At 66.1% G+C, this 11887-nt stretch carries 10 protein-coding genes; 5 read left to right on the forward strand and 5 right to left on the reverse strand.

Going from position 1 to position 11887, the window contains the following annotated elements:
• Nucleotides 1–275 precede the first annotated feature (275 nt).
• From QMB55_RS00670 to ubiB, 4 genes are all read right to left on the reverse strand, one after another.
• A complete protein-coding gene (locus QMB55_RS00670; protein WP_497586728.1) occupies nucleotides 276–647 on the reverse strand; it encodes a hypothetical protein in 372 nt (123 codons plus the stop codon).
• Between the two features lie 168 nt (nucleotides 648–815).
• Nucleotides 816–2801, reverse strand: a complete 1986-nt coding sequence (locus QMB55_RS00675; RefSeq protein ID WP_497586729.1) for a UvrD-helicase domain-containing protein — start codon at nucleotides 2799–2801, stop codon at nucleotides 816–818.
• Between the two features lie 92 nt (nucleotides 2802–2893).
• Nucleotides 2894–4018 carry a beta-ketoacyl-ACP synthase III gene (locus QMB55_RS00680; protein ID WP_497586730.1) on the reverse strand — a complete coding sequence of 375 codons (1125 nt, stop codon included), beginning with the start codon at nucleotides 4016–4018 and terminating at the stop codon, nucleotides 2894–2896.
• Nucleotides 4019–4041: 23 nt separating this feature from the next.
• Nucleotides 4042–5574: a ubiquinone biosynthesis regulatory protein kinase UbiB gene (ubiB, locus tag QMB55_RS00685; RefSeq protein ID WP_497586731.1), complete on the reverse strand. Its 1533-nt coding sequence runs from the start codon at nucleotides 5572–5574 to the stop codon at nucleotides 4042–4044.
• Nucleotides 5575–5756: 182 nt separating this feature from the next.
• On the opposite strand from ubiB, the gene QMB55_RS00690 reads away from it, so the two are divergent.
• The 5 genes from QMB55_RS00690 (at nucleotide 5757) to QMB55_RS00710 (ending at nucleotide 10333) form a co-directional block, all read left to right on the forward strand.
• Nucleotides 5757–6362, forward strand: coding sequence for a YitT family protein (locus tag QMB55_RS00690; RefSeq protein ID WP_497586732.1), 606 nt, complete (start codon nucleotides 5757–5759; stop codon nucleotides 6360–6362).
• Between the two features lie 88 nt (nucleotides 6363–6450).
• Nucleotides 6451–8214 (forward strand): arginine--tRNA ligase, encoded by a 1764-nt coding sequence (argS, locus tag QMB55_RS00695; protein ID WP_497586733.1) that lies wholly within the window; start codon nucleotides 6451–6453, stop codon nucleotides 8212–8214.
• Between the two features lie 31 nt (nucleotides 8215–8245).
• Nucleotides 8246–8878 (forward strand): SPOR domain-containing protein, encoded by a 633-nt coding sequence (locus QMB55_RS00700; protein ID WP_497586734.1) that lies wholly within the window; start codon nucleotides 8246–8248, stop codon nucleotides 8876–8878.
• 4 nt (nucleotides 8879–8882) lie between these two features.
• On the forward strand, nucleotides 8883–9539 hold the full coding sequence (locus QMB55_RS00705; protein ID WP_497586735.1) for a thiol:disulfide interchange protein DsbA/DsbL: 657 nt from the start codon (nucleotides 8883–8885) through the stop codon (nucleotides 9537–9539).
• A gap of 8 nt (nucleotides 9540–9547) precedes the next feature.
• A complete protein-coding gene (locus QMB55_RS00710) occupies nucleotides 9548–10333 on the forward strand; it encodes an SDR family oxidoreductase (RefSeq protein WP_497586736.1) in 786 nt (261 codons plus the stop codon).
• A gap of 10 nt (nucleotides 10334–10343) precedes the next feature.
• Here the strand turns inward: QMB55_RS00710 and QMB55_RS00715 are convergent, their stop codons facing one another.
• Nucleotides 10344–11732 (reverse strand): EAL and HDOD domain-containing protein, encoded by a 1389-nt coding sequence (locus QMB55_RS00715; protein WP_497586737.1) that lies wholly within the window; start codon nucleotides 11730–11732, stop codon nucleotides 10344–10346.
• Between the last annotated feature and the right edge of the window lie 155 nt (nucleotides 11733–11887).

Consider the following 11887-nt stretch of genomic DNA (forward strand, 5'->3'; position numbering starts at 1 on the left):
GCGAAGCGGCAAGTATACCGGCAGCTTGCCGCCAACGCATGATTTCGATCAGAAATGCAAAGGCCGCGACCGATGGGACGAGCGCCCTCCGAATGCCCTTGCCGCCGGCGCTCGCACTGTTCGGAGGGACGCCTCGGCTGGCGAGAATACGGGTGCGAACGGCGCCGCGCATGGCGTGCGGCACGATCTCCATAAACGAAGGGGAGGCCCGGATGGGCCTCCCCTGCCGGCGCCGCCGAATCGGTGGGCGGTCGCCGGGACTTCCGAGTGACAGCTTACTTCTGGGCCGGCGCAGCAGGCGTGGCCGGGGTCGCCGGGACGGCCGGCGTCGCAGGCGCCGCAGCCTTGGCGGCCTTGGGCTCAGCCTTCTTCTCCGCCTTTACGGCCTTCTTTTCGACCTTCTTCTCGGCGTGCTTGGCCTCGGCTTTCACCGCCGGCGTTGCAGCCTTCTTTTCTTCAACCTTGACCGGCGCAGCGGCAGTGGCCGGGGCGGCCGGAGCAGCCGGAGTGGCAGCAGCAGGCGTCGCGGCGGGCTTCACCGCCTCGACCGGCTTGGCCGGCGCCGTCGGGGCCGCGGTCTGTCCTTGCGCGTAAGCGGCCGTACCGAACGCAGCAACAACGGCCAGGGCGATGATCTTCTTCAGCATGTTCGTTCTCCAGTTGAGTAAGTGAGATTCACAACTCGGTCGGTGCGGTGTCTTGCGGTTTGTTCCGGCCTTGCTGCCAAAAACGACTCACCCTGGAAAAACGATGTCAGCATCTGTGTCACGCGGTGTAACGCCGCGTGACCGTGACCTCTGCTTGTGTGCGGCCGCTCAGCTTTTGCCGGCGAGCATGGCCTTCATCGCCGCCAGGCGCGCGGCGCCGCTGGCTTTGTCGGCCGGCGCGTCATTCTTGCCGCCGATGAAGCGCAGGTCGTCCTTGCCCATTTCTTCGATGAAGCGGGAGGGCTCGCAGCCGATGTAGTCACGCCCTTGCTTGCGCCGCTCGGCGTAGCTCAGGTGCAGCGAACGCTGGGCGCGGGTGATGCCGACGTACATCAGGCGCCGCTCTTCCTCGACGGTGTCGTTCTCGATGCATTCGCGGTGCGGCAGAACACCTTCTTCGACGCCGATCAGGAAGACGTGCGGGTATTCGAGACCCTTCGAGGCGTGCAAGGTCGAGAGCTGCACGGCATCCGGACGCGTGCCGTCGTCGCGCTTGTCGAGCATGTTGATGAGGGCGATGGTCTGGGTCAGGTCGACGAGGTTCTTTTCGTCGGCCTCGCCCTTGTCGGTCAGCCAGCGTTTGAGCTCAAGCACATTCTCCCAGCGCGAGAGCGCGGCGCGCGCATCGTCGCCTTCGCTGAGCCAGGACTCGTAGCCGATGGCGGTGAGCAGGTCCTCCATCACTTGCCCGGCGGGTTCGCGCAGGGCGCGGTATTCGAGGCGATTGATGAATTCGCAGAATTCGAGCAGTGGCTGCAGCTGGCGAGGCTGCACGCGCTGCGCGAAGCCTTCCTCGAAGACGGCGGCGAAGAGCGAGATGTGACGCTCGCCGGCGTAGGTTCCGAGCGCTTCCAGTGTCGCCCCGCCGACCCCGCGCCGCGGCGTGGTGATGGCGCGGATGAAGGCCGGGTCGTCGTCGCTGTTGGCCAGGAGTCGCAGGTAGGCGCAGATGTCCTTGATCTCGCTTTTGTCGAAGAAGGACTGTCCGCCCGACAGCGAGTAGGGCACGCGCTGGTCGCGGAGGAACTGCTCGATGACGCGGGCCTGGAAGTTGCCGCGGTAGAGGATGGCGTAATCGGAAAACTGGGTCTTGTGTTCGAACTTGTGCGCAAGGAGCTTCATGACCACGTGTTCGGCCTCGCGCTCGCCGTCGGGGCAGGCGGTGACGGTGATCGGGTCGCCGTGTCCGAGGTCGGACCACAGCGTCTTCTCGAACAGCTTTTCGTTGTGCGCGATGACCGCGTTGGCGGCCTTGAGGATGCGCACCGTCGAGCGGTAGTTCTGCTCGAGCTTGATCACCTTGAGCTTCGGGTAGTCGCGCGGCAGGCCGCGCAGGTTCTCGATGTCGGCGCCGCGCCAGCCGTAGATCGCCTGGTCGTCGTCGCCGACCGCGGTGAAGGCGGCGCGCGGGCCGGTGAGCAGCTTGAGCAGGGTGTACTGGCAGGCGTTGGTGTCCTGATATTCGTCGACCAGCAGGTAGCGCAGCTTGTTCTGCCACTTGTCGAGCACCGCCGGATGCTGGCTGAAGAGCTCGACGGGGAGGACGATGAGGTCGTCGAAATCGACCGCCTGGTAGGCCTTGAGCGTCGCCGCGTAACTCAGGTAGACGCGTGCCGCGAGCGCTTCCGTTTCGTTGCTCGCCAGATGGCGCGCCGCGTCGGGCGTGACGAGGCCGTTCTTCCAGTTGGAGATGATGCTCTGCAGGCGGCGGATCGTCGCCTTGTCCACGCTGCCCGAGAGGTCGGCGACGATGGCCTGGCAGTCGGTGGCGTCGAAGATCGAGAAGCGCGGTTTGTAGCCGAGCACCGTCGCCTCTTCGCGCAGGAGACGCACCCCGAGCGAGTGGAAGGTCGAGATGGTGATGCCCTTGGGCTTTTCTCCGAGCATGTGCGTGATGCGTTCCTGCATCTCGCGCGCCGCCTTGTTGGTGAAGGTGATCGCGGCGATGTTGGCCGGGTTAAAGCCGCACTCCTGGATCAGGTAGGCGATTTTCTGGGTGATCACCCGGGTTTTGCCCGAGCCTGCCCCCGCGAGCACCAGCAAGGGGCCGTCGAGGTAATGGATGGCTTCGCGTTGGGGGGCGTTGAGGTGCATGGGCAAACCAGAGGAAGCAGCAGGCGGAGCGGCGCTGGGCCGCACGGGAGGGCGTCGGCGCGCGCGGCGGCCGACGTCGGGAAGGAGGGATTTTACAGCTTGCGCAGGACGAGGCTGCCGATCGAGTAGCCCGCGCCGAACGAGCAGAGGACGCCGTGGTCGCCGCGCTGAAGGTCGGCGCGGTGTTGGTGGAAGGCGACGATCGACCCGGCCGAGGCGGTGTTGGCGAATTCGTCGAGGATGATCGGCGCGTCGTCGGCCGTCGCCTCGCGTCCGAGCAGGCGCTTGCCGATCAGCTGGTTCATCGCGATGTTGGCCTGATGCAGCCAGAAACGGCGCACGCCGGCCGGCTGCAGGCCAAGATCGGCGAGGTGTGCGGCGATGTGCTCGGCGGCCATCGGGCAGACTTCCTTGAACACCTTGCGGCCTTCCTGCATGAAATACTGGTCGCGGTCGTCCGGGTCGCGGTCTTCGCAGTGCGAGTAGAAGCCCTGGTTGCTGCGAATGTTGTTGGAATAGCGAGTGGCGAGCTTGGCGCCGAGGATTTCCCAGCATTCGTCGGCGCGGGTTTCGTCGGCGCGCTCGACGACCAGCGCGGTGGCCACGTCGCCGAAGATGAAATGGCAGTCGCGGTCCTTCCAGGCGAGGCCCACCGAACAGACCTCGGGATTGACGATCAGCACCGCGCGCGCCGCGCCGGTGAGGATGTTCTGGCGGGCGAGGTCGAGGGCGAAGGTCGCCGACGAGCAGGCGACGTCCATGTCGAAGGCCGCGCCCTGCGCGATGCCGAGCGCGTGTTGCACCTCAATGGCGATCGCCGGGAAGGCGCGCTGCATCGCCGAGGCGGCACAGATCACGAGGTCGATGTCGGCCGCCGTCCGGCCGGCGTTGGCCAGCGCCTCGTGCGCCGCGGCAACGGCCATCTCGGCTTGCAGCGACAGCGCTTCGTCGGGGCGTCGGGTCAGGCGCGGGCGCATGCGCTGCGGATCGAGCACGCCGCTTTTCTCGACCACCCGGCGCTGGCGAATGCCCGAGGCTTTTTCGATGAATTCGACGCTCGAAGGCTCGAGCGCCGCGACTTCTCCGCCGGCAATCCGTTCGGCATTGTCGGCGTTGAAGCGGCGGGCGTATTCGTTGTATGCGGCAACGAGTTCTTCGTTGCTGATCAGGTCGGGCGCGGCATAGAGGCCGCTGCCGCTGATGACGGCTCGATGCATGGGCGGAATCCGGGCGTTGAGTGTTAAGTCAGTTGAACGATGAGCAGGCCGGCGAGCAAGGCGGCGATCAGCGCCAGCAGGCGGTTCTGGCGCCGTTGCGACGCGGCGAGGTCGGACAGCAGGGGCGCCAGCGCAGGCTGTGGCGGGCGTGCCAGCGTCTGATGTACGAGGCGCGGCAATTGCGGCAGGGTGCGCGCCCAGTGCGGCACCTCCTGCTGCAACCCTTTGGCGAAGGCGCGCCAGCCGACCTGTTCGCTCATCCAGCGCTCAAGGAAGGGCTTGGCGGTCTTCCACAGGTCGAGCTGCGGGTCGAGCTGACGACCGAGGCCTTCGATGTTGAGCAGCGTCTTCTGCAGCATCACCAGCTGCGGCTGGATCTCGACGTTGAAGCGGCGCGAGGTCTGGAACAGGCGCAGCAGCACGCGCCCGAAGGAAATCTCGCTCAAGGGGCGGTCGAAGATCGGCTCGCAAACCGCGCGGATCGCCGCTTCGAACTCGTCGATGCGGGTGTCGGCGGGGGCCCATCCGGCGTCGACGTGCGCTTGCGCGACGCCCTTGTAGTCGCGGCGGAAGAAGGCGAGGAAGTTCTGTGCCAGGTAGTTCTTGTCCACGTCGGTCAGCGTGCCGACGATGCCGAAGTCGAGGGCGATGTACTTGCCGCGATGCGTCTCGTCGATGGCGACGAAGACGTTGCCGGGGTGCATGTCGGCGTGGAAGAAACCGTCGCGGAAGACCTGGGTGAAGAAGATCTCGACCCCGGCGCGCGAAAGTTCGGAAAGATCGACCCCGGCGGCGACGAGTGCCTCGGTCTGGCTGACCGGAACGCCGTGCATGCGCTCCATGACCATCACCGTGGTCGTGCAGTGGTCCCAGTACACCTCGGGCACGCGCAAGAGCTTCGAATCGGCGAAATTGCGCCGCAGTTGCGCGCAGTTGGCGGCTTCGCGCATCAGGTCAAGTTCGTCGTAGAGGTATTTCGAAAACTCGGCGACAACCTCGCGCGGGCGCAGTCGCTTGCCGTCCGACCACAGGTTTTCGAGCAACCCGGCGAGGGTGTCGAGCAGCGCCAGGTCGTGCGCGATGACGCCTTCCATGTCCGGGCGCAGCACCTTGACCGCGACCTCGTGCCCGCCGTCGGCTTGATGCAGGCGGGCAAAATGCACCTGCGCCACCGAGGCACTGGCGACGGGCGTTTCTTCGAACTCGGCGAACACCTCCTGCACCGGCTTGCCGTAGGCGGCCTCGACCTGCGTCTTGACCTGGTCGAACGGGAAGGAGGGCACGCGATCCTGCAGCTTGGCGAGCTCGTCGGCGATGTCGAGCGGCAGCAGGTCGCGGCGTGTCGACAGCACTTGCCCGAACTTCACGAAAATCGGCCCCAGCGATTCCAGCGCCAGGCGCAAGCGTTCACCGCGCGGCGCGGTGCAACGCTTGCCGCCGCCCAGCAGGCGGGCCAGCGCGGCGAGTTTACCGCTCGGTTCGTGCTCGAGGATCAGGACGTCGATGCCGTGTCGGCGGCAGACGTTGAGTATCTTGGCGAGGCGGAGGAGGCGCATGAGCGGCCGTGGCGGGTCGGGAAAAGAAGGAGTTTATCGCTAAGGCTGCGCCGAACGAAAGCGGCCGCGGCCACTCAGGGGGCTCCGGCGGGAAAGGAACATCGGCTGGCCTGGCTTGCCCAAGTGCCGGTGCTCGTCTAACCTCGCGCTCCGCTTTCGATCGACCGTTCCTTTTTGCCGCCATGTCGCAGACTTCCGACCGTCATCATCTGCTCGAAGATATCCAGGCGCTTTTTAGCGGCACCCTGATCTTCGCCTTCGCCATCATGCTTTTCCGTCAGGCCGAAATGCTCACCGGCGGAACGGCCGGGCTGGCTTTTCTCGCCTATTACGTCAGCGACCTGCCCTTCGGTCTGCTCTACTTCCTGATCAACCTGCCTTTTTATGCCTTCGGGCTGCGTGCCCTCGGCCGGGCTTTCACCGTGAAGACCTTCTGCGCGGTTAGCCTGCTCTCGATTTTTTCCGAAACCCTGCCGCATTTCGTTCGTTTCGAACGCCTCGATCCCCTGCTGGCCGCAGTACTTGGCGGTCTGCTTGCCGGCGTCGGCCTGCTCATGCTCATCCGCCATCAGGCCAGTCTGGGCGGCATCGGCATCCTCGCCATCTACTTGCAGAAGACGCGCGGCTGGCGCGCCGGGACATTGCAGATGGTCGCCGATGGCGGCATCGTCCTCGCCGCGCTGTTCATCGCCGACCCGGCGCGCGTCGCGCTGTCGGTCGTCGGTGCGCTGCTGCTCAACATGGTGCTCACCATCAACCACCGTCCGGGGCGCTATTTCGGCCAGTAGTCCGGCTCACGGCCCGCAACCCCGCAGGCGACGGCGGGCGTCGTATAATCGGCCCCTTGCCCCGTATTCTGATTGCTGATCGAACCTCATGAGTCAAGACATCAAAGTCCACCTCTCCGAACTGATGCGCGCCGCGCTGCTCAGCGTCATGCCCGACCAGGCCGACGCCGCCATCGCGCTTGAGCGCCCGAAGCAGGCGGCGCACGGCGATTTCTCGTGCAACCTGGCGATGCAGCTGGCACGCGCGCAAAAGCGCAACCCGCGCGAACTCGCTCAGTTGCTGCTTTCCGAGATTCCCGCCTCGCCTTTCGTCGCGCGTTGCGAGATCGCTGGCGCGGGGTTCATCAACTTCCACCTGCAGCCGGCGGCCAAGCTCGAAGTCGTGCGCCGCGTTCTCGAAGAGGGCGAGGCTTACGGTCGTTCGACGCTGGGTGGCAAGAAGAAGGTGCAGGTCGAATTCGTCTCGGCCAACCCGACCGGCCCGCTGCACGTCGGCCACGGCCGTGGTGCGGCCTACGGCGCCAGCCTTTCCAGCCTGCTGGCCTATGCCGGCTGGGACGTGACGCGTGAGTACTATGTGAACGACGCCGGCCGGCAGATGGACATCCTGGCGCTCTCGGGCTGGCTGCGCTACCTCGAACTCTGCGGCCAGAGCGTTCCCTTCCCGCCCAACGGTTACCAAGGCGACTACGTGCGCGAGATGGGCGCCCAGATGCGTGTCGCGCACGGCGACAAGCTGGCTCGCCCGGCCTCGCAGGTGCTCGCTGGCACCCCCGGTCTGCCCGAGGCCGACCGCGCCGACGACGAGGCCAAGGCACAACGCGAGGAGCATCTCGACGCGCTGATCGCCAACGCCAAGGCGCTGCTCGGTGAGGAATGGCATTACGTGCACAACCATGTGTTGACCGAACAGCTCGAAGACTGCCGCGACGACCTCGAGGAATTCGGGGTTCATTACGACGTCTGGTTCTCGGAAAAATCACTCTTCGACACCGGCCTCGTCGAGCGCTGCGTCAAGCGCCTCGAGGACGCCGGCCACGTCTACGTGCAGAACGGCGCCAAGTGGTTCAAGTCAACCGCCTTCGGCGACGAGAAGGACCGCGTCGTGCAGCGCGACAACGGTCTGTACACTTACTTCGCCTCGGACATCGCCTACCACCTGAACAAAGTCGAACGCGGCTTCGAGCGCATCATCAACATCTGGGGCGCCGACCACCACGGCTACATTCCGCGCGTCAAAGGCGCGCTGGCTGCGCTGGGGCTCGACTCCGACGTGCTCGACGTGGCCCTGGTGCAATTCGCGGTGCTCTACCGCAACGGGCAGAAGGCGTCGATGTCCACCCGTTCGGGCGAATTTGTCACCCTGCGCACGCTGCGCGACGACGTTGGCAACGACGCCTGCCGCTTCTTCTACGTGCTGCGCAAGTCCGACCAGCACCTCGACTTCGACCTCGACCTCGCCAAGAGCCAGACCAACGAGAACCCGGTCTACTACATCCAGTACGCGCACGCCCGCGTCTGCTCGGTGCTCGCCCAGTGGGCCGGCGACGAAGCCGAGTTTGCGCAGGCCGATCTCGGACGCCTCGATAACCCGCACGAGCTGGCCGTCGCTGCCAAGTTGAGCGAGTTCCCGGAGGTCATCGAAGCGGCCGCGCGCGACCTCGCGCCGCACATGGTCGCCTTCTACCTGAAGGATCTGGCCGCGGCCTTCCACAGCTACTACAACGCCGAACGCATGCTGGTCGACGACCCCGCGCTCCGGCTGGCACGCGTCACGCTCGCCGCGGCGGTGCGCCAGACGATTCGCAACGGCATGGGCATGCTGGGCGTCAGCTGCCCGCAAACCATGTAAGCTTCCGTTTTATCCTCGCATGAGCCTAGCCATGAAAGCGCGTAAAACCGCCGCCAGCCGCCGCACGAGCGGTGGCGGCATGTTGATCGGCCTGTTTGTCGGGCTGGTGATCGGGGTCCTGGTCGCTGCCGGCGTCGTCTGGTACATCCATCGGACGCCGATGCCCTTCAACAACAAGGTGCAGGCGCCGCCGCCACCGCCGCCCGCGCAAACGGCCGGCGGCCAGCCGCCGGCGCCGATGGCGTTGCCCGGCAAGCCCGGCGACCCGATTCCGCAGTCGCCGCAGGGCGACAAGCCGCGCTTCGACTTCTACAAGATCCTGCCGGGTAACGCCGAGGCGACGCCGGAAGCGAAGAAGGAGGCCGACCCCAAGGCCGCCGAGAACAAAGCCAAGGGCGAGAAGGACAGCCCGCAGAAGGACGGTCAGCTCAAGGAGCCGGTCTATCTGCAGACCGGTTCGTTCCAGAACGCTGCCGACGCCGACAGCCACAAGGCCCGTCTGGCGCTGCTCGGGGCCGAGGCCAGCGTGCAGCAGGTGATGCTGCAGGAGAAGGTGTGGTACCGGGTGCGGCTGGGCCCGTTCAAGAAGATGGACGACGTTAACAACATGCGCGCCGATCTCGCCAAGCAAGGCATCGACGCCAAAATTGTGAAGAAGGACTGATCCCATGTCGCTGAAAAATCTGCTGCGCGCCGGCCTGGCCGCCCTGAGTCTCACCCTGCTTCCCGCCGTTCAGGCCCACGCCCAGACTCAGGGGCGCGATTTTTCAGTGGTCGAGCCGGCGGTGCCGACCGACAGCGCGGGCAAGATCGAAGTCCTCGAGTTCTTCTCCTACGGCTGCTCGCACTGCGCCGACCTCTACCCCGTCGTCAAAGCCTGGGGCGCCAAGAAACCGGGTGACGTCGAGCTGCGCCGCGTGCATGTCACCTTCGGCAACCCCTATTACACCAACCTCTCCAAGCTCTATTACGCGCTTGAAGCGATCGGCGAGCTCAAGCGGCTCGACGAGGCGGTGTTCACCGCCCTGCACCAGAAAGGGCTCAAGCTGGTCGACGACAAGAGCATCCTCGACTGGGTCGGGCAGCAGGGCGTCGACCAGACCCGCTTCGCCCAGGCCTACAACTCCTTTGGCGTCGTGAGCAAGGTCAAACGCGGCGATCAGTTGGCGCATGCGGCCAAGATTCGCGGGACTCCGTCCATTCTGGTCGACGGCCGCTATCTGATGCTCAACGACAACATCCGCTCGCACGCCGACCTGCTCGCCAACACCGACAAGGTGATCGAGAAGGTGCGCGCCGAGCGTAATCTGAAGCCCAAGAAGTAAATCCCGGCGTGACGAGCGTCGTCTTCATCACCGGCGCCTCGTCGGGCATCGGTCTGGCGCTCGCCGAACACTACGCGCGCACCGGCGCGACGCTGGGCCTCGCGGCCCGGCGCGCCGACCGGCTGGCCGAGCTGGCAGCGACGCTGCGCACGCTCGGCGCGGGCGCCGTTCATTCCTATCCGCTCGACGTTGCCGATGCTCCGGCGCTTGCTGCCGCAGCACAGGATTTCATCGCCCGCTGCGGCGCGCCCGACATCGTTGTCGCCAGCGCTGGCGTCTCTTCGGGAACGCTGACCGAATGCCCGGAGGATTTGGCCGCGATCCGGCGCATCTTCGACATTAACGTTTACGGCATGGCCGCGACCTTCTCACCCTTCATTGCCGCGATGAAGGCCGAAGCGCGGTCAGGACGCGCCCTGCGCCTGGTCGGCATCGCCTCGGTGGCCGGCATCCGCGGTCTGCCCGGGGCCGAAGCCTACAGCGCGTCGAAGGCCGCCACCATCGCCTACCTCGAGAGCCTGCGCCTCGAGTTGCGCGCCTCGGGCATCAAGGTGGTGACCATTGCGCCGGGCTACATCGCTACGCCGATGACCGCGATCAACCCCTATCGCATGCCTTTCCTGCTCCCGGCCGACGAGGCCGCGCGCCGCTTCGCCCGCGCCATCGCGCGCGGCGTGAGCTATACGGTCATTCCCTGGCAGATGGGCGTGGTCGCCAAGCTCTTGCGCCTCCTCCCCAATGCGCTTTACGACCGGCTCTTTGCCGGTGCTCCGCGTAAACCCAAAACGCTCTAGTCGTTGTACTTCATTCGGCTTCGGGCGCGCCCGTGCCGTTTCCTGCGTTCACCTGTTCGCACCAGTTCAGCGCGGAGAGGCGCACGCTGGCGATGGTCAGGGCGTCGAGCCGGCACCGTGCAGCGCAGTAATCGAGCCGCAAGGGATCGTCGGTTTCGCTGGCACAGGCCAGCGCCAGCGCATCACTCAAGGCGCCCGGCTGGCCTTGCAAGGCCGCCGCTACTTGTGGCGGCAGATCGACGGCCTGTACCAGTTCGGTCAACGGGCGGCCGAGCAGTGCGTCGAGCAGCGAGAACAACCCGACCATGAACAGCGCGTCGGGCAGGGGCGGAATGCGTCCCCGCCCGGCAAGCAGTTCGAGGAAACGCGCTCGCGTCAGTGCCTGCGCGGTGAGAATCCGTTCGCGGTAGCCGGGCTGGCCGAAATCGAAGAGCAGCAGCGACAGCCAGCGGTAAAAGCGGTCGCGACCGAGCACGACGAGGCCACGGGCGACGCTGTCGACGGCTTGCTGCAAACCAGCCCCGGCCGAGTTGATGTGGCGCAGCAACTTGAAGGTCAGGACCGGATCGGGTTTGAGCGCGGTGACGATGACGTCGTAATCGGCACCGCCACGCAGCTGGTTGAGGACGTCGATCACTCGCAAGCGGTTCACCTCGCTTTCCGGCGCTCGCCAGCCGTCGCGCTGGCCGGTAAAGCGACCGCTGAAGCCGTCGAAGCCGGCGCGGCGACAGAAGCGGAAATCATCGTCGTTCTGCAAGCCTTGCGCCAAAAGGCGCAAAGGCGCGCGGCGCAGGCTGCGGTAGGCGCGCAACTCGCCGGCCAGGTGCCGCAGCTGCATGCCGTTGTGTTGCGAAGTGTCGACCTCGAACCAGGCGATCGGATCGCCGCAGGCCAGAAGTTCGTTCACTCCCGCTGCGTGCAGGCCGGCTTGAAAGCCTTGCGCCGCGATTGACGCGGCCTGCGCGGCCACGTCGGCAGGCGTATCTCCTGGCGTCGGTGTGAGCAGGAGCGCGACGTTGTGGCGGGGCAGGTCGGCAAGGGCGGGGTGGGTGAGCGAAACGCGGCTCAAGCCGATGCAGACCAGTTGGTGTTGCACCAATGCGGCCAGTTCGCCGCTCGGAAGGCCGCGCAACAGCACGTCTTCGTAGGCGGCCAGCGATGCCGTGCCGCTGGCGCGGGCGCGCGTCAGGAGGCTGTGATTGAGGGCGAAACGATGGCCGACGATGCGTTCGTCTCGCCCGAGAATGGGCTCGCAGACCATGACCGAGTGACGTACCGTCTCGCGCGTTGCGCAGGGCGAAGGAGGCGCGGGCAACGACGGCGCCGGAATCGCGGTCGCCGCTGCGGGAGCGGGTGTCCTCGGCTCGAACAGGCGGCGCAGGGTGGCGAACAGCGGCATGGTGTCCTTGACGTGGCGGCGACGGAGCCGGCTTGATCATTCAAGCAGAAAGCGGACCGCGCGCCTCTCCGTACTTCCCCGGAAGTCGGTGTTGGCGCGGCGGTCACGCGGCGTTACACCGCGTGACACAGATGCTGACATCGTTTTTCCAGGGT

The organism is Propionivibrio sp. (assembly GCF_041441355.1).
In the GTDB taxonomy this organism is placed as follows: domain Bacteria; phylum Pseudomonadota; class Gammaproteobacteria; order Burkholderiales; family Rhodocyclaceae; genus Propionivibrio.

Bases quoted from the DNA above. Each gene is read 5' to 3' on its own strand.
- QMB55_RS00670 (WP_497586728.1), bottom strand. From the start codon at position 647: ATGCTGAAGAAGATCATCGCCCTGGCCGTTGTTGCTGCGTTCGGTACG.
- QMB55_RS00675 (WP_497586729.1), bottom strand. From the start codon at position 2,801: ATGCACCTCAACGCCCCCCAACGCGAAGCCATCCATTACCTCGACGGC.
- QMB55_RS00680 (WP_497586730.1), bottom strand. From the start codon at position 4,018: ATGCATCGAGCCGTCATCAGCGGCAGCGGCCTCTATGCCGCGCCCGAC.
- ubiB (WP_497586731.1), bottom strand. From the start codon at position 5,574: ATGCGCCTCCTCCGCCTCGCCAAGATACTCAACGTCTGCCGCCGACAC.
- QMB55_RS00690 (WP_497586732.1), top strand. From the start codon at position 5,757: ATGTCGCAGACTTCCGACCGTCATCATCTGCTCGAAGATATCCAGGCG.
- argS (WP_497586733.1), top strand. From the start codon at position 6,451: ATGAGTCAAGACATCAAAGTCCACCTCTCCGAACTGATGCGCGCCGCG.
- QMB55_RS00700 (WP_497586734.1), top strand. From the start codon at position 8,246: ATGAAAGCGCGTAAAACCGCCGCCAGCCGCCGCACGAGCGGTGGCGGC.
- QMB55_RS00705 (WP_497586735.1), top strand. From the start codon at position 8,883: ATGTCGCTGAAAAATCTGCTGCGCGCCGGCCTGGCCGCCCTGAGTCTC.
- QMB55_RS00715 (WP_497586737.1), bottom strand. From the start codon at position 11,732: ATGCCGCTGTTCGCCACCCTGCGCCGCCTGTTCGAGCCGAGGACACCC.